The 17,198-nt window shown below is 60.5% G+C and carries 15 protein-coding genes; 8 read left to right on the forward strand and 7 right to left on the reverse strand.

Annotated features, from left to right (window positions below; genetic code table 11):
- The first annotated feature begins 121 nt into the window (after window positions 1-121).
- The 3 genes from gatB (at window position 122) to SJY32_RS09130 (ending at window position 3,033) form a co-directional block, all read left to right on the forward strand.
- Window positions 122-1,636 carry an Asp-tRNA(Asn)/Glu-tRNA(Gln) amidotransferase subunit GatB gene (gatB, locus tag SJY32_RS09120; RefSeq protein WP_376874076.1) on the forward strand — a complete coding sequence of 505 codons (1,515 nt, stop codon included), beginning with the start codon at window positions 122-124 and terminating at the stop codon, window positions 1,634-1,636.
- A gap of 167 nt (window positions 1,637-1,803) precedes the next feature.
- The gene (locus SJY32_RS09125) at window positions 1,804-2,199 is read left to right on the forward strand and encodes a DUF4177 domain-containing protein (protein WP_376874078.1); all 396 of its coding nucleotides are present in this window, start codon (window positions 1,804-1,806) and stop codon (window positions 2,197-2,199) included.
- Window positions 2,200-2,406: 207 nt separating this feature from the next.
- Window positions 2,407-3,033 (forward strand): J domain-containing protein, encoded by a 627-nt coding sequence (locus tag SJY32_RS09130; protein WP_376874080.1) that lies wholly within the window; start codon window positions 2,407-2,409, stop codon window positions 3,031-3,033.
- An 81-nt stretch (window positions 3,034-3,114) separates the two neighbouring features.
- Here SJY32_RS09130 and SJY32_RS09135 read toward each other — a convergent pair whose 3' ends face one another.
- Both SJY32_RS09135 and SJY32_RS09140 read right to left on the reverse strand, forming a co-directional pair.
- A complete protein-coding gene (locus SJY32_RS09135; protein ID WP_376874082.1) occupies window positions 3,115-3,813 on the reverse strand; it encodes a TetR/AcrR family transcriptional regulator in 699 nt (232 codons plus the stop codon).
- 8 nt (window positions 3,814-3,821) lie between these two features.
- Window positions 3,822-4,784: a DUF808 domain-containing protein gene (locus SJY32_RS09140; RefSeq protein WP_376874084.1), complete on the reverse strand. Its 963-nt coding sequence runs from the start codon at window positions 4,782-4,784 to the stop codon at window positions 3,822-3,824.
- A gap of 233 nt (window positions 4,785-5,017) precedes the next feature.
- Between SJY32_RS09140 and cobS the strand changes: the two genes are divergently transcribed.
- The 4 genes from cobS (at window position 5,018) to SJY32_RS09160 (ending at window position 10,707) form a co-directional block, all read left to right on the forward strand.
- Window positions 5,018-5,989, forward strand: a complete 972-nt coding sequence (gene cobS / locus SJY32_RS09145; protein ID WP_376874086.1) for a cobaltochelatase subunit CobS — start codon at window positions 5,018-5,020, stop codon at window positions 5,987-5,989.
- Between the two features lie 311 nt (window positions 5,990-6,300).
- Entirely contained in the window at window positions 6,301-6,759 is a 459-nt protein-coding gene (locus tag SJY32_RS09150) for a hypothetical protein (RefSeq protein ID WP_376874088.1), read from the forward strand.
- Window positions 6,760-6,932: 173 nt separating this feature from the next.
- Window positions 6,933-8,810: a cobaltochelatase subunit CobT gene (cobT, locus tag SJY32_RS09155; protein ID WP_376874090.1), complete on the forward strand. Its 1,878-nt coding sequence runs from the start codon at window positions 6,933-6,935 to the stop codon at window positions 8,808-8,810.
- Between the two features lie 70 nt (window positions 8,811-8,880).
- Window positions 8,881-10,707, forward strand: coding sequence for an aminopeptidase P family protein (locus SJY32_RS09160; RefSeq protein ID WP_376874092.1), 1,827 nt, complete (start codon window positions 8,881-8,883; stop codon window positions 10,705-10,707).
- Window positions 10,708-10,763: 56 nt separating this feature from the next.
- Here the strand turns inward: SJY32_RS09160 and SJY32_RS09165 are convergent, their stop codons facing one another.
- On the reverse strand, window positions 10,764-10,892 hold the full coding sequence (locus SJY32_RS09165) for a hypothetical protein (protein WP_376874094.1): 129 nt from the start codon (window positions 10,890-10,892) through the stop codon (window positions 10,764-10,766).
- On the opposite strand from SJY32_RS09165, the gene SJY32_RS09170 reads away from it, so the two are divergent.
- Window positions 10,891-11,277 carry an SgcJ/EcaC family oxidoreductase gene (locus SJY32_RS09170; protein WP_376874096.1) on the forward strand — a complete coding sequence of 129 codons (387 nt, stop codon included), beginning with the start codon at window positions 10,891-10,893 and terminating at the stop codon, window positions 11,275-11,277. The genes SJY32_RS09165 and SJY32_RS09170 overlap by 2 nt on opposite strands.
- Before the next feature lie 24 nt (window positions 11,278-11,301).
- On the opposite strand, the gene recN is transcribed toward SJY32_RS09170, so the two are convergent.
- From recN to ftsZ, 4 genes are all read right to left on the reverse strand, one after another.
- Complete coding sequence (gene recN / locus SJY32_RS09175) at window positions 11,302-12,951, reverse strand: DNA repair protein RecN (RefSeq protein WP_376874098.1); 1,650 nt, start codon at window positions 12,949-12,951, stop codon at window positions 11,302-11,304.
- Between the two features lie 9 nt (window positions 12,952-12,960).
- On the reverse strand, window positions 12,961-13,803 hold the full coding sequence (locus SJY32_RS09180; RefSeq protein ID WP_376874100.1) for an outer membrane protein assembly factor BamD: 843 nt from the start codon (window positions 13,801-13,803) through the stop codon (window positions 12,961-12,963).
- Between the two features lie 139 nt (window positions 13,804-13,942).
- The gene (lpxC, locus tag SJY32_RS09185) at window positions 13,943-14,926 is read right to left on the reverse strand and encodes a UDP-3-O-acyl-N-acetylglucosamine deacetylase (RefSeq protein ID WP_376874102.1); all 984 of its coding nucleotides are present in this window, start codon (window positions 14,924-14,926) and stop codon (window positions 13,943-13,945) included.
- 356 nt (window positions 14,927-15,282) lie between these two features.
- Window positions 15,283-17,007: a cell division protein FtsZ gene (ftsZ, locus tag SJY32_RS09190; protein ID WP_376874104.1), complete on the reverse strand. Its 1,725-nt coding sequence runs from the start codon at window positions 17,005-17,007 to the stop codon at window positions 15,283-15,285.
- Window positions 17,008-17,198: the final 191 nt, after the last annotated feature.

Below are 17,198 nucleotides of genomic sequence, written 5' to 3' on the forward strand. Positions count from 1 at the left end.
CGCTCCCCCTCTTGCCCAGCCCTGATCCCTGCCCTATTACAGAGCCCGACCCGCAGGCCCGTTCCGGCCCGCCGATTGAGACAGCCGGCCCCCAAAGCCCGACGCGCAAAGGATGCAGCACATGCTCGACCATCTCGCCTATACCTCGCCCGAACCAAAAGTCATCGCAGGAGCGAAAGACGATTGGGAACTGGTGATCGGGATGGAGATCCACGCACAGGTCGCCACCAACGCAAAGCTGTTCTCTGGCGCATCCACCCTGTTTGGATCCGAGCCAAACTCGAACGTAGCCTTTGTCGATGCCGCGATGCCCGGCATGTTGCCCGTCATCAACGAATATTGCGTCGAGCAAGCCGTGCGGACGGGCCTTGGCCTCAACGCGCAAATCAACCTATTCTCCGCCTTCGACCGCAAGAATTATTTCTACCCCGATCTTCCGCAAGGCTATCAGATTTCGCAGCTCTACCATCCGATCGTCGGTGAGGGTGAAATCCTCGTTGATATGGGGCCGGGCGTTGCGCGGCTGGTGCGGGTCGAGCGGATCCATCTGGAGCAAGACGCCGGTAAATCGATCCACGACATGGACCCCAATATGTCCTTCGTCGACCTGAACCGCACCGGCGTTGCGCTGATGGAGATCGTCTCGCGCCCCGATATCCGCGGGCCGGAGGAGGCGGCGGCCTATGTCGTGAAGCTGCGCCAGATCTTGCGCTACCTTGGCACCTGTGATGGCAACATGCAAAACGGCAATTTGCGCGCAGATGTGAACGTCTCGGTGTGCAAGCGCGGCCAATACGAGAAATTCCGCGAGACGGGTGACTTCAAACATCTCGGCACGCGCTGCGAGATCAAGAATATGAACTCGATGCGCTTCATCCAGCTCGCGATTGACTACGAAGCCCGCCGTCAGATCGCGATCATCGAAGACGGCGGCGAGGTCAAACAAGAGACTCGCCTTTATGATGCCGACAAGAACGAGACCCGTTCGATGCGATCAAAGGAAGAAGCGCATGATTACCGCTACTTCCCCTGCCCTGACCTTTTGCCACTGGAAATCGAACAGGCATGGGTGGACGACATCGCCGCCAAAATGCCGGAACTTCCGGATGCGAAAAAGATCCGGTTCGTCAAGGAATTCGGTCTGTCGGAATATGATGCGAACGTCTTGACGGCGGAGGCCGAGAACGCGGCCTTCTTCGAGAAGGTCGCAGAGGGCAATGACGGAAAAATCGCCGCGAACTGGGTGATCAACGAACTCTTTGGTCGCCTCAAAAAGGACGATAAAGGCATCAACGAAAGCCCTGTCTCGCCCCAGCAACTCGGCCAGATCGTCGCCTTGATCAAATCGGGCGACATCTCGGGCAAGATCGCGAAAGACCTGTTCGAAATCGTCTACACCGAGGGCGGTGATCCGGCGCAAATCGTGGTCGAGCGCGGCATGAAACAGGTCACCGATCTCGGTGCGATCGAGGCGCAGGTTGACGAGATCATCGCAGCCAATCCCGAGCAGGTCGAAAAAGCCAAGCAAAACCCGAAACTTGCGGGTTGGTTCACGGGACAGGTTCTTAAAGCCTCGGGCGGCAAGGCCAATCCGGCAGCGGTCAACGAGATCGTCGCCAAGAAACTTGGTTTCTGATCGACGCCTCGGACCCCAAAGACCCAATCATGCGAAGGCGCCTCGACGCGGGGCGCCTTTTGCGTCGATCTGGCGACAGTGCGCGGGCTTGTGCACGCTGTCACACTCTCGTCAATTGACCCCAACGCCTCAAAGGCCTAAACGACTTTGGCAAAACGAGGTGACCCATGCCGCAGTATGAATATACGCTCCGCCCTGCGCCGACACGCGCCGAAAAGCATCGGACGCTGAAAACCAATGCCGACAAATTCGCGCAGACGCTCACCGATGCGATCAACGAATTGGCGCGCGAAGGCTGGGAGTTCCAAGGGGTTGAGGCCCTGCCCGCTGATGAGCGCTCGGGCCTGACATCGCGCACGACCGTCATCCACAACCTGATGGTCTTCCGCCGCGAGAAACCGGCCTCAAAGCAGCAAGCGACGCTCACTGCGACGGGCGATGCGATGCAAATCGCAAATGCGAACGGCCCTGTGACGACCTCGGAAAGCGCGAAACCGGTGGCACGCTCGCTATCGACCGCGAGCAACGAAGGCCTGGCGCCCCGTTTGGGGCCAGCGGAGTAACCCCGCGGTCCTTCTCCCGCTCCCGCTCTTAACAACACGCTCTGGCACGCCGCAGGGCAGGATGGAAATCCTGCCGTAAAGAAATATTTTGTTTTCAATGAGCTAGTCAGATTTGAACGATATTTTTCGCGCAGCCCCTTATCCATCTCGCGCAAATCGCATAGACTGCACCCCCCGAGTCAGACAGGCAGTGAAAAGAAGGTCAAAATGCAAAACGATCCCTTCGGATTTAACATCTCCGCGGCCTCTGACAAAAAGAAACGTCAGAAGGGGAAGCGCGGCATGTCCGGCGCTTTCGAAACCTCGACACGCCAATGCGACCGTGCGGGCTGTGAGGAGCGCGGCCAATATCGCGCGCCCAAGAGCCCGAAGATCCTCGATGACTACTTCTGGTTCTGCAAAGATCACGTGCGTGAATACAATCTGAACTGGAATTACTTCCAAGGTCAGTCCGAGGAGGAATTCCAAGCCTTCCTCGATAACGCAACCGTTTGGGAACGCCCCACCAAGCCCTTCAACCGCGCCAATGATGAAAAACTCGGCTGGTCGCGGCATGGGATTTCCGACCCGATGGAAATTTTGGGGCAAAACGCGACGCAAAACCCGGGCCGTCAGGTGGTGGGCCGGAAGTTGCCACCCACCGAGCGCCGCGCAGTCGAGATTCTCGAGGGCCGCGACACCATGACCAAGCCGGAACTGCGCAAGCAATACAAGGCCCTGATCAAGGTTCTGCATCCCGATATGAACGGCGGCGACCGCAGTCAGGAAGAATTGTTGCAACAAGTCGTCTGGGCATGGGATCAGATCAAGGAAAGCAAAAGCTTCCGCGATTGATCGCGCTTGCCTCGAAGTTAAAAGCCCCGCCAGAGATCGCTCTGGCGGGGCTTTTTTTTGTGATGCGCGTGTGTGACGTCCCTAGGCGGCGTATAGCATCAAGAACAGGCGTGTTGCCCGCCGCGCGCGGCGCTCGATTTCGCTCGGCGGAAGGGGCGCGGCAGCATCAAGAAGGCAGAGCAGTTGGGTATCGCCCTTGAGGAGCGCAAGATAGTCCTCGGCGGCCTCCAAAGCGCCATCGGGAAGCGTCAGCCGCCCGCGGTGACCCTCCTGCGCGATCTCCACCCCCGTCTGCGCTTCGAGCCAGCGCGCGAGGCGCGGCAAAGACGCCCCGCGCCCCCCCAACACCAAATGCCCGCCAAGATCCGCCCGCCCCGCCTCGGCGATTGCGGCACGGTGCAAAGCAATGGATTGTGGCCCCACCAAAAGCGCCAGCATCACCTCGCCCCATGCCGTCAACCCCGCGGAGAGATCGCCGTCATTCGCCTCCAAACTCTTGCCCAAAGCTTCGTCCAACTGTGCCGAACGCAGCGAAACAAGCTCCTCAAAGAACCGCGATTTATCCCCGAACCACGCGTATATCGTCTCTTTCGAGGCGCTCGCGCGTTGGGCGATCTTGGTCATCGTCGTGCCTTGCCAGCCCGACTCGGCCAGAACTTCGATTCCCGCCTGCAAAAATTCTGACCGGCGCGCATCTTTCGCGGTGGCAGCCGCGGCTGCGCGCTCCGAAAGGCTGACCGGAAACAGATCCTCGGCGTCTGGGTGGGAGAGCTGCGTCATCGATCCGATCATGCCTTGCGTGTCACGGCATGGATCGCCGGATCAATAATCTTCGCCACGATCGGGATCAAAATCATCCCGATGATCAGCCCGAACACCCCGTCAAAGAACGCCGTAACCGCCCATTCAACGATCCCCGCGAACTCCGGCAATGCCGCAGCCGCCGCCACCGCCTGATGATGTATCCAGTCATAGGGCGCGTGCAAACCCAGCTCGCCCAAGCCATGCAGCAAGATCGAGCCGCCGACCCAGATCATCGCCGCCGTGCCCACCGCCATCAAGGCGGCCAAGAATCCCGGCATGATCTGAACGATCCCGCGCCCCAACGCCCGTGTCGCCGCCAGACGTCCGACGCGCGCAAGCCACAGCCCGACATCATCCGCCTTCACAATCAAAGCCACACCGCCGTAAACAATAACCGTGATCCCGACCGCCACCATCGCAAGTGCAATCGCCTGCATCCAGACCGGCTGGCCCGCGGGCAACGCCGCAAGCGCGATCGTCATGATCTCCGCCGAGAGAATAAAATCGGTTTTCACCGCGCCCGCAATTTTGCTCGCTTCAAGATGTTCCGCATCGTCCGTGGCGGGCAAATGACCGTCGGCATAGGGCGCGTGAGGCTTGAACAGGTGATAGATTTTCTCCGCCCCCTCAAAACAAAGATAGCTCCCCCCCAACATAAGCAGCGGCACAATCAACCAAGGCGCGAAGGCCGATAGCAAAAGCGCGGCAGGCAACAATATCAAAAGCTTATTACGAATTGAGCCGATGGCGATCTTGCCCACAATTGGCAATTCGCGCGCCGGTGAGAACCCCGCGACATATTTTGGCGTCACAGCGGCGTCATCGATCACCGCCCCCGCCGCCTTCGCCCCCGCTTTGGCCGCGCCCGCTGCGATATCGTCGATACTGGTTGCCGCCACTTTGGCAATCGTCGCTACATCGTCCAGTAGCGCGAGAAGTCCGCTCATAATGTCACCTCGTTTGGTTTGCGTCACTCTACCGAAGCCGCACGCGAGTGACAACGCGCGCCCAACGCTCATGTTCCCGCTCCCTGCCGCCCCGATTACACCGCCAATCGCGCCACGCAGATGTTGCGATAGATCACAACGAAATCCACTTGCCCTTGCAGCCCTGCGCAATATGTTTCACAAAACCTGCAAACGGGGCTGCATAGGGCCGCCCGAGAGGAAAAGGCGCGACGATGACCGACCAGACAGCAAAACCGACCGAAGATATTGACGTCCGCGAAGTTTTCGGTGTCGACAGCGATATGAAGGTCAAGGGCTTCGCTGAGCGTTCCGACCGCGTTCCCGATGTAGACAGCACATATAAATTCGACCGTGACACGACGCTCGCGATCCTTGCCGGATTTGCGTATAATCGTCGCGTGATGATCCAAGGCTATCACGGCACGGGGAAATCCACCCATATCGAGCAAATCGCTGCGCGGCTGAACTGGCCAACCGTTCGCGTCAACCTCGATAGCCACGTGAGTCGCATCGACCTGATCGGGAAAGACGCGATCAAGCTGGTTGATGGCAAACAGGTGACCGTGTTCCACGAGGGCATTCTGCCTTGGGCGCTGCGCAATCCGGCCGCGATCATCTTCGACGAATATGATGCGGGCCGCGCGGATGTGATGTTCGTGATCCAGCGTGTTCTGGAGGCGGATGGCAAGCTCACGTTGCTCGACCAGAACGAAGTCATCACGCCTCACCCGTCCTTCCGCCTCTTCGCGACGGCCAACACCGTTGGGCTTGGCGACACGACGGGCCTCTATCACGGCACCCAGCAGATCAACCAAGGCCAGATGGACCGCTGGTCGCTCGTCTCGACGTTGAACTACCTCAGCCACGATGCGGAAGCGGCAATCGTTCTGTCCAAAAATCCCGCCTACAACACCGAAGCAGGCCGCAAGGAAATCAGCCAGATGGTGCATGTTGCGGATCTGACGCGCACCGCTTTCATGAACGGCGATTTGAGCACGGTGATGTCGCCGCGCACCGTCATCGCATGGGCGCAAAACGCGCGTATCTTCAACGATATCGGTTACGCCTTCCGCCTGACATTCCTCAACAAATGCGATGAGTTGGAACGCCAAACCGTGGCGGAATTCTACCAAAGGCTGTTTGATCAAGAGCTTCCGGAATCGGCCGCGATGATGGCGCGCTGATCGCCGCAAAAAACGCAAAATCCAAAACCGCTCGCAGCATCCTGCGGGCGGTTTTCGTTTTCTCCCGCGCGGGGGAAATGCGGGAGAATGCGGATGCCCCTTCGGCGCAGCTGCTTGCCCATGCGCGCGCAATAAAGGTTGAGATTTCGCGCCGCTTCCCGCAATGTGAGGCCAAGCGCCCGAAAACGAGCGCAGAAAAGCGCGCTCAAAGAAGCGCCGAGCATGAGGTGTTTAGGATGCGGGCAATCAAGAAACTCAGTGCAGTTGCTATGGCGCTTACGCTGGGCGCGTGCGCTACCAATAACGAAGACATGGCACTTATGAGCGCGAATGACAGCGTTTCGCTCACTGCGCCGCGATATGGCGCGGGCAAAGGCACGGGCCTGACGATCGCGCAAGACGCGATCCGCCCCGATGACACGGCCGATACGATGATGGTGTCGCTGATGACGCGCGCGAGCAAAATCGCCTCGCCCGAGCCGGACATGCGCAGCTACGCGCGGTGTGTTGGAATCTCGGATTATATGACCGCCTATTCGACGGCCGATGATCGCGGGGACTGGGACAAAGATAGCCGCAAGCTTGAGGCAACCGCCTCGAAGATGGATGATTTCGACGCCGAGCTGTTCGCCAGCGATCGTGAAATCACCCAGTTCAAAATGGCCGAATTGCTGCGCTCGATCCGGATGGACCCGACTGCGAACGTCACGATTTCGCGCAAGACTGCTTTGGCGCATGACATCGCAGCCTGCGTCGCCCTGTCAGCCTGACCAGTCACCCCTCTCCTTTGCGCGGGGGGGGACGGAAATCGCGTCGATTTTCGGCTCCCCCACGCCCTCGCGCGCCCCATCAGCACAGCACTTTCCCGACAAGCGGCGCGTTGAGATAAATTCCTGCCGGATTTACCCTTGCATCTTGCGCCGCGCAGGGCATTTATCAACACATGAGCAAACCGTCAGACAACCCCGCCAACCCGTTCAAAAAGGCCCTCGCAGAGGCCACCAAAACCCTTGCCCATGCGCAAGAGCTTTCGGTGACCTATTCGGTTGATCCGGCGGGCATTTCTGGCGACACCATGCGCCTGCCGCAGGTCTCGCGCCGCATGACCCGCGAGGAGGTCTTGTTGGCACGGGGCACGGGAGACGCGCTTGCGCTGCGGATGCGTCACCATAACGCGGCGATTTCATCGCGTTACACGCCGACCGGCGAGATCGCGCGTGAACTCTATGACGCGATGGAAACAGCGCGCTGCGAGGCTTTGGGCGCGCGCGACATGCCCGGAACATTGGGCAATATCAACGCCAAGATCGAACACGAGGCCGCGCGTAAAGGCTACGCGCAGGTGACAGAACGCAAGGATATCCCGTTGTCCGTTGCGGCGGGCCTGATGATCCGCGAGCGGGCAACGGGCGTCAAACTTCCCCCGAACGCCAATCAAGCCCTTGATCTATGGCGCGACTATTTCGAAACCCGCACAGGCGACGATCTCGATATCGTTGACCACGCCTTGAACGATCAGGCGGCCTTCGCGCGCCTTGCGCGCAAGATCATTGCGGATCTGGGCTATGCCGATCAGCTTGGCGATGATCCTGATCGCGGCGAGGAGGAGGAAGACGAGGGCGCACAGACCGACGACGAGGAGCAGATCGAGGATAACCAAGCGCGAGAGGAAGGCGGCGACGAGGACGAGTCCGACGCGCAGTCAGAGCAATCCTCGGAGGAGCGCTCCGACCAGACCACCGCCACCGCGAGCCTTGATGATCTTGCCGATCAAGAAACGGCCGAGGAAGTCGAGATGCCCGAAGCGGATGCGCCGATCGAGCCGCCCGCACCTGCGCCGCATTCCTCCGCCGATCCGAATTATACTGTCTATATGACGGAATTTGATGAGGAAATTCGGGCGGAGGATCTTGCAGAGCCCGTCGAATTGGAACGCCTTCGCGCCTATCTCGATCAACAGCTGGAACCGCTGAAAGGCGCGGTGTCGCGTCTGGCCAACAAATTGCAGCGCCGCTTGCAGGCGCAGCAAAACCGCAGCTGGGAATTCGACCGCGAAGAAGGGGCGCTGGACGCGGGCCGTCTGGCGCGTGTCGTGGCGAATCCGACGACGCCGCTGTCGTTCAAGGTCGAGAAAGATACCGAATTCCGCGACACGGTTGTGACATTGCTGATCGACAACTCTGGCTCCATGCGCGGGCGCCCGATCTCGATTGCGGCGATTTGCGCCGACGTTCTCGCCCGCACATTGGAGCGCTGCAACGTCAAGGTCGAGATTCTTGGCTTTACCACGCGCGCATGGAAAGGCGGGCAGAGCCGTGAGAAATGGCTCGCGAATGGTCGCCCGCAGCAGCCTGGCCGCCTCAATGATCTGCGTCATATCATCTACAAGCACGCCGATGCGCCAATGCGGCGGACGCGGTCCAATCTTGGCTTGATGATGAAGGAAGGGTTGCTGAAGGAAAACATCGACGGCGAGGCGCTGGAATGGGCGCACCGGCGGATGGTCGCGCGGCATGAGGCGCGCAAAATCTTGATGGTGATTTCTGATGGCGCCCCCGTGGATGACAGCACGCTTTCGGTCAATCCCGCGAACTATCTGGAAAAACATCTTCGCGATGTGATCGCGATGGTCGAGCGCCGCCGTCAGGTCGAATTGCTCGCAATCGGGATCGGGCATGATGTGACGCGGTATTATTCGCGCGCGGTGACGATCACCGATGTCGAACAATTGGCCGGCGCGATGACCGAGCAACTCGCCGCGCTGTTCGATTCCAATCCGCGCGCGCGCGCCCGTTTCAAGGGGATCAAGCGCGCCTCCTGAGGGCGCTTGATACGTGTCGTCTGCCGTCAGGATGACCTGACGCCTCTCCCCCAATTCTGATTGAGGCCCCATGTTCCAGAGCTTTACCGCCCCGACCACCCCCGAACACGGCCCTGCGCGCCTCCAAGCTCTGCGTGAACAAATCACGCAGGAAGGATTACTCGGGTTCATGGTTCCGCGCGCCGATTTGCACCAGGGCGAATATGTTGCGCCCTGTGACGAGCGCCTTGCGTGGCTTACGGGCTTTACGGGATCGGCCGGGTTTTGCATCGTCCTGCCCGAAATCGCGGGCGTGTTTATCGACGGGCGCTACCGTGTTCAGGTGCGCGCACAGGTTGCCGATTGCTTCACGCCGGTGGCTTGGCCCGAAATCCAGCCTGCGGCGTGGATCGCGGCGCAAATCAGCGGGAAAGATGGACAGAATTTCAAAGCCTTGAGTGGCGGCGAGATCGGGTTCGATCCGTGGCTTCACACCAAAAGCGAAATAGATCGTCTGCAAGCGGACCTGCCTGAGGGCATTTCCCTGCGCGCCGTCGACAATCTTGTCGATCGCGTCTGGCTTGATCGCCCTGCCCCGCCAAGCGCAATCGTGCGCCGCCATTCTGCCGAATTTGCCGGCCAGTCCGCGGCCGAAAAGCGCGCCGCAATTGCCGCGGATATCGGGCCTGCGCGGGCGTGTGTCCTGACATTGCCGGATTCTATTTGCTGGCTTCTGAATATTCGTGGTGCCGATATCGCGCGGAACCCTATCGCACAGGCCCTCGCCATTTTGAACGAGCGCGGCGAGGTTAGCCTCTACGCACAGAGCACGAAATTCGAGGACGTAATCGATCATCTCGGCTCCGCCGTCACCCTGCACCCGCTCAGCGCCTTTGCTCCGGCGTTACGATCACTGACGGGGCCCGTGCGGGTGGATGCGGAAACAGCGCCCTTGCAAATCGGCGTGGAACTGGCCGCGGCCGGAACCCCCTTGATATGGGGCGCAGACCCTTGCGTGATCCGCAAAGCCGTTAAGAACCCCGCAGAAATCGCGGGGATGGAGGCCGCGCATCTGCGCGACGGGGCGGCGATGGTGACCTTCCTTGCATCGATGGAGGCCGATCAATTCCAATCCGAGGCTGGCGATCCGCTCTCCGAGATCGAGATTGTCACGCGGCTTGAGGCGGCGCGCATTGCCACCGGACAGTTGATTGATATCTCCTTCGATACGATTTGCGGCGCGGGCCCGAACGGGGCGATCGTGCACTACCGCGTCACCCACGAGACCAACCGCGCGACGCGAACAGGCGATATTTTACTGATTGATAGCGGCGGGCAATACCCCGACGGCACGACCGACATCACCCGCGTCGTGCCCGTTGGCGAGGTGCTGCAAGACGCCGTTGCCCCCTATACCCGCGTCTTGCAGGGCATGATCGATCTGTCGACTGCCCGTTTCCCCCGCGGTGTGGCGGGGGCGCATCTTGACGCATTGGCCCGCGCCCCGCTTTGGCGCGCAGGGCTCGATTTCGATCACGGAACGGGTCACGGGGTGGGGGCCGCGCTCTGCGTGCACGAAGGTCCGGCAAGGATCTCTCGCGCCTCAAACATTCCCTTGCTTGAGGGCATGATCCTGTCGATCGAGCCGGGCTATTACCGCGAAGGCCTGTTTGGCATCCGGATCGAGAACCTCGTGCGCGTCGTTAAAGCGCCCGATCTCGGGGATCTGCGCGACCAGCTGGCATTTGAGACACTGACGCTTTGCCCGATTGACAAGCGTCTGATCGATCCTGACCTGCTGACGCAGGACCAACGTCATTGGCTCAACGCCTATCACCGCCGCGTGGAAACCGCGCTCAAACCGCTGGTCGACGCGCCTACCCGTGCATGGCTTGAGGCGGCTTGCGCGGCGCTTTAGCCCCCCGCCCCAATGCCGCCCCGCCCAATGCGCAAAACTTGGCCGATGCGGTCGCGCTATTGGGTGGCGTGATCACCTGCGGCCATGGTATCGGATCGGATACGCTGGGGGCCGGTGTCATGCCGCCCCTCCGCAGACCCCGATGTCACCACAGTTTTGAGCAAGACCAAGCGGAGAGATCCCATGATTGAGTCCCCTTCCGACCTGCCCCGTGCTTTTGCACATGCATGGGGCGCACGCGACGCGATGGGCCTTGCCGATTTCTTCGTCGAGGATGCCGATTTTATCTCGCTCACCGGAGGCGTGGCCGAAAGCCGCAAACAGATTGAGGAGATCTTCGCGGGGGAGCTTGCAGGCGCATTCTCTCGCGCGCGCTTGGTGACGGGCAAAACCCGCGTGCGCCCATTGGGCAAGCATGTCGCGGTGGTGACACAGCGCTTTGTTCTGAGCGGATTGGTCCATGCCGATGGCGCCGACGCGGGCCGCATTGGCGCGGTGTTTGCCGCCACAATGGCCCAGACCAATGCCGGTTGGCGGATTGTTTCCGCCCAATTCGTCGTCGAACCTTAAAGGGGCAAAGCGCGGCCGCTTGGATTAGCCGGCCAGCAACTCGTTCGCGGCGGCACGTGCGGCTTCAGTAACTTCCGCCCCGGAGATCATCCGCGCGATCTCATCTTCGCGCTCACGCGCGGTCAACGCGACAACAGTCGACGTCGTCATCCCGTTCGCAACCTGTTTCTGGACGCGGAAGTGATGACCTCCGCGCGCCGCAACTTGCGGGCTGTGCGTCACAACGAGCACCTGCGCCCCTTGCGACAACAAGGCGAGACGGCGCCCGACAGCATCGGCGGTGGCCCCGCCGACACCGCGGTCGATCTCGTCAAAGATCATCACCAAAGCATCCATCCCGCGCGAGAGCACAACTTTAAGCGCAAGCAAAAAGCGCGAAAGCTCGCCGCCCGACGCAATCTTGTTGAGCGGCCCTGCGGGCGCGCCAGGGTTGGTGGCCACGGTAAACGCGACGGAATCGTGCCCCTCGGGCCCCGCCTCGGCGCGCGTGACCTGCGTGGTGAAAACTGCGCGCTCCATTTTGAGCGGCGCAAGCTCCGCCGACATCGCGGCATCCAAGCGCCCTGCCGCAGATTTACGGGCGGTGGAAATCGCGTCAGCCGCGCGGACATAGGCGATCTCGGCGGCAGACAGCTCCGATTTAAGCCGCGCGAGGTCGCCCTCGCCCGCGTCCAGCGCCTTGAGCCGCTCCCGCAGCCCCTCCGCGAAAGCGCCCAAATCATCGGCCAACACATCATGCTTGCGCGCCAAAGCACGGATCGCAAAGAGGCGTTCCTCGACCCGTTCCAACTCGTTAGGATCAAAGGCGAGCGCGTCGAGCGCGGCCTCAACACTGCTCTGCGCCTCGCCAAGCTCGATCATTGCGCGATCAAGCGCGGCGAGCGCAGGATCGAGACGCCCCTCCGCCCGGTCCGCGGCCCCTTGCAACCAGCGATCCGCATCCCGCAGGATTCCCTCCGCACCGCTCGGAGAAATCGCATCGCGTGCCCGCAAGACATCGCCCCGAATTTTCTCTGCCGCTTGCATTTGACGACGCAACGCGTCGAGCTTGGCTTCTTCGCCCGCTTGCGGGTCCATCGCATCCAGCTCGGCGACGGCATGCCGCAAATAGTCTTCCTCGGCGCGCACTTCCGCCAGAGCCGCTTGCGCAAACGCCAGCGCTTTCGCCGCACGGCTGCGTGTGGCCCAAGCCGCGCGCACAGCCTCGCCTTGCGCCTCCAGCCCAGCGAAGGAATCGAGCATGACACGGTGCCCGCGCGTGTTCAAAAGCCCGCCGTCATCTTGCTGCCCGTGCAATTCGACCAAAGTCGCGGAAAGCGCGCGAAGCACCTCGCCCGATGCGCGACGATCATTGATATAGGCGGTCTTACGGCCATCGCGGGCGTTCACGCGCCGCAAGATCAGCTCCGCCCCGTCTGGCAGGCCGGCCTCGGCCAAAATGCCGTGGGCCGGATGCCCCTCGGGAAGCTCGAAAACCGCAGTCACTTCGCCCTGATCCGCCCCTTGGCGCACCAGTTCCGCACGGCCGCGCCAACCAAGCACAAAGCCGAGGCAATCCAGCAAAATGGATTTACCGGCGCCGGTTTCACCCGTGAGAACATTGAGCCCGTCAGCGAAGCCAAGCTCAAGCCGGTCGATGATCAGCATATCGCGAATGTCGAGCGTGCGGAGCATCGGTGCGCCTTACAACCATTCACCCTTGACCACCTGCCGATAGACGGTGGTCAGCCAGTTTTCACCATGCGCGTTCATATCCAGCCCCTGCTTCGTCAGCAGGTTATAGGCATCTTGATAGAACGGCGACGACTGGAAGTTATGCCCTAAGATCGCGCCAGCCGTTTGCGCCTCATCCGTGAGCCCCAGTGCAAGATAGGCCTCCACCAGACGCTCGAGCGCCTCGGGAGTGTGGGTCGTGGTCTGGAACTGCTCCACCACCACACGGAAACGGTTGATCGAGGCCGCGTAATGGCCCTTCTTGAGGTAGTAGCGACCGATTTCCATCTCTTTCGCGGCGAGATGGTCAAAGGCGAGATCGAACTTCAGGATCGAAGACCGAGCATATTCACTTTCCGGATATTGCTCGATCACGTCCCGCAGGGCTTGCAGCGCGAGGAATGTCAGGCCCTGATCGCGGCCGACTTCGTCAATCTGGTCATAATAGGACAGCGCGAGGAGATATTTCGCATATCCTGCATCCTCATCGCCCGGATAGGTATCGATGAATTGCTGCGCCGATGCGCGCGCAGATTCGTAATCGCCCGATTTATGCTGCGCAAAGGCCTGCATGATCAAAGAGCGTTTCGCCCATTCCGAATACGGGTAAAGCCGCTCAACCTCGGAGAAATAGCGGATCGCGTCATCTGGTTTGGTCTGGGCTTCAAGCTCGTATTCGCCGCGCTTGTAGATTTCTTCCGCGGTGAATGTATCAAGCGGAATCTCTTTTTTGCCGTGGGGCGCGCAGCCCGCGATGGCGGCCGCCAAAACAAATGGGCCGACCAGTTTTGCCGCCGAAATAACCCGCGCCATGTGCTGCCCTATCCCGCTTCGTTTCTCTGAGTGATCCCCAATTCGGGATCCGTTGGCATGTCCTATCACAGAAAAATCTGGGGCGCAAAACGCCAATCGACGCTGACGCCCCAGTTTTTCGATGAATTATACGCGAGGTTTAATGCGCAGCCAAAGCGGCCTGCATCCGAGGACGCGGCGCAGGGCGCGAAATAAGGGCTTTGGCGGGTTTGCTACGCAACGCGACAACTCCGGCCCCCGGCAACGAATGCGCCTGCGACGGGGTGCAATCGACCCATTCCCAAGCGGTTTCATCCGCAAAAACGGCGCGCAAAAGCTTATTCGTCATCGCGTGACCGGCACGATTGCCGACGTAACGGCCAAGGATCGGGCCACCCGCCAACGCCAAATCTCCGACGGCGTCGAGCATTTTGTGACGCACAGCTTCATCGGTGTGGCGCAAACCGCCTGGCGACAAAACATCCGCGCCTTTCACGACGACGGCGTTCTCATAGGTGCCGCCCAAGGCGAGACCGTTCGCCCGCATCATCTCGACATCTTCTTCGCGGCAAAACGTGCGGCTATCCATCAACTCGCGAACAAACGCGCCGTTGGACAGAACGAGGCTTTTTTCCTGATGCCCGATAGCCGCATCGACGAAATCAATCGTGAATTCCATCTCCAGCGTCGCGGCAGGCTCAAGACGGGCAACCGCCTCACCCTCGACATATTCGACCGGCTTGAGAATCCGCAAAGCGCGCAAAGGAGCGCCGAGCCCCCGAACGCCCGCGCGCAAGATCCCCTCAACGAAGGGCGCTGCCGAACCATCAAGAATCGGAACTTCCGGGCCGTCGATTTCGATCAGGGCGTTATGAACACCCGTGCCAACCAAGGCGGCCATCACGTGCTCGATCGTCGAAACGGTCGCGCCATGCGCTTCAATCAAGGTGCAAAGCTTGGAAGGAGTTACAACATCCCAGCGGGCGGGAATTTCGATTCCAGCCGAGTGACCATTGGCAAGATCGGTACGCAGGAACACGATACCGTTGCCCGCAGAGGCGGAACGGATTGTCATGGTCACTGGCGCGCCGGAATGCAGGCCGACACCTTTGAACGTTGCGGATTTGGCGATCGTGGTTTGCACCTTATGCCTCCTTCTGCGGACGTCTCATCGACGTCTCTCTCTTTGCGGGGCCGCACCTGCGGCGAAACTATGACAAGGGATTAACCTTGCTGGCTCTGCGGCGGTTCCCTTTTTAGCGAGGGATCATCGGGGATACTCCCCTGCTCCGCGGCGCGATGCTGCCTGATATTTCGATAGGCGGCTGCGTTGAGTTTGATTTAGGGGGGCGGGGCTCACACTACAATTCACACATTGTAACGGCCTGAAACAATAGCCGCTGCTGGGGGCGAAATATCGCCAGAACATGCGCAAGCCATTGATACAAAACAAAAAGGGCCAGTCGAAACTGGCCCTTTTGCAAAAATTATGTGAACAATTTAATTCGCTTGGCGACGCAAGAAGGCTGGAATTTCCATCCGGTCCTGATCACTATGCGCTTCTTGCTCATCGTCATATGCCTGCGGTTGAGGCGCTGGCGCATGTTGCGTGCGGCCAGTGTAGGCTTGACGCTCTTGCTGGTGATGCGCTTGCGGTGCAGGTTGCTGACGCGCGGGCTGCTGGTCGGCATCTGCGTGACCTGTCATGCGGTTGATCAATGTGTTCAGACCAAAACGGCTTTTCTCAGGTTGCGGCGCACGTGCCGGTGCGGCGGGCTGTGCGGGACGCGACGCGGCCATTTGCCCGTGCTGCGGCGCGCTGTGCTGAGGCTGCGCGTAGTTTTGCGGCGCGGCTTGGCGCGGCTGCTGTGGCTGGCCCGGTGCCTTCACAACGGCCGCTTGCAACCGCGCGAGCGCTTCTGGCGAAGGTGTCCCCGGCGCACGCGGACGCGGTGCGACGAACGCCGACGCGTCTTCCTCGACATGCAAGCTTTCCGGCTGCTGTCGCGTTTTGTAGGCCGGCGGCGGCAGCGCATCATCGGAGGCGTCATCGAACATCATGCGCTCTTGCTGCGATGCTTGAGCGGCAGGCTGCTGCGCGGGTTGCGCGGCGGCTGGCTGTGCCGGCGCTTGCGCGACAGACACAGTCAATGCAGGCTTTTGAGCCGCGACAGGAGCAGGTTGCTCTGCCTCGGGCGCGCCCGAGGTCAGCGGCTCTGCCAGACGACGGCGCGCAACAGGCACTTCAGTCGTCGCGGCAGCCGCATCGATACCGGTCGCAACGACCGACACGCGCATCATCCCGCCGAGCGACGGATCCATCGTGGAGCCGACGATGATATTCGCATCCGGATCGACTTCTTCACGGATACGGTTCGCCGCCTCGTCCAATTCGAACAGCGTGAGATCGTCGCCGCCGGTGATGTTGATGAGAACACCCTTCGCACCGCGCAGCGAGATTTCGTCCAACAGCGGGTTGGCAATGGCTTTTTCGGCCGCTTGGATCGCGCGGTCTTCGCCCGAAGCCTCGCCGGTGCCCATCATCGCCTTACCCATCTCATCCATCACAGCGCGGACGTCTGCGAAGTCGAGGTTGATCAGGCCCGGACGGACCATAAGGTCGGTCACACCTTTAACGCCTTGATACAAAACGTCATCCGCCAGCGCGAACGCCTCGGTGAAGGTGGTTTTTTCATTGGCCAGACGGAACAGGTTCTGGTTCGGAATGATGATCAGCGTATCGACGACCTTTTGCAGGGCCTCAACGCCCTCCTCGGCCTGACGCATCCGCTTGGCACCCTCAAACTGGAACGGCTTGGTCACAACACCCACGGTCAGAACGCCCAGCTCGCGCGCGGCTTGCGCGATGATCGGCGCAGCCCCCGTGCCCGTGCCACCGCCCATACCGGCAGTGATGAAGCACATATGTGCGCCCGCAAGGTGATCGACGATCTCCTCGATGGTTTCTTCCGCCGCCGCGGCCCCCACCGACGGGCGAGCCCCCGCGCCGAGACCTTCGGTCACCCGAACACCCATCTGGACACGTGCCGTGGATTTGGATTGCTGCAACGCTTGCGCATCGGTATTCGCCACGACGAACTCGACACCTTCCAGTGCCTTTTCGATCATGTTGTTGACCGCATTGCCGCCAGCACCGCCCACACCGAACACGGTGATCCGCGGTTTGAGCTCTTCGCGTTCCGACATCATCAGATTGAGTGCCATTGGTTTCCGCCTGTTTATTGTGATCAGTCTTTTCGACCGAATTCCCCGAAATTCATTAGATTCTACCTGTGTTCCGCAGAAACGTCACCTAAAAAACACAATGAAACAACAAAATATAGCGCGAAACGCCAACCTTTCGGCGGCATTTCGCGCAACACGCTGAATATGGTGGAAGAAGCAGGCCGGCCCCT

Source organism: Albirhodobacter sp. R86504 (genome assembly GCF_042466415.1).
Taxonomy (GTDB): domain Bacteria; phylum Pseudomonadota; class Alphaproteobacteria; order Rhodobacterales; family Rhodobacteraceae; genus Albirhodobacter.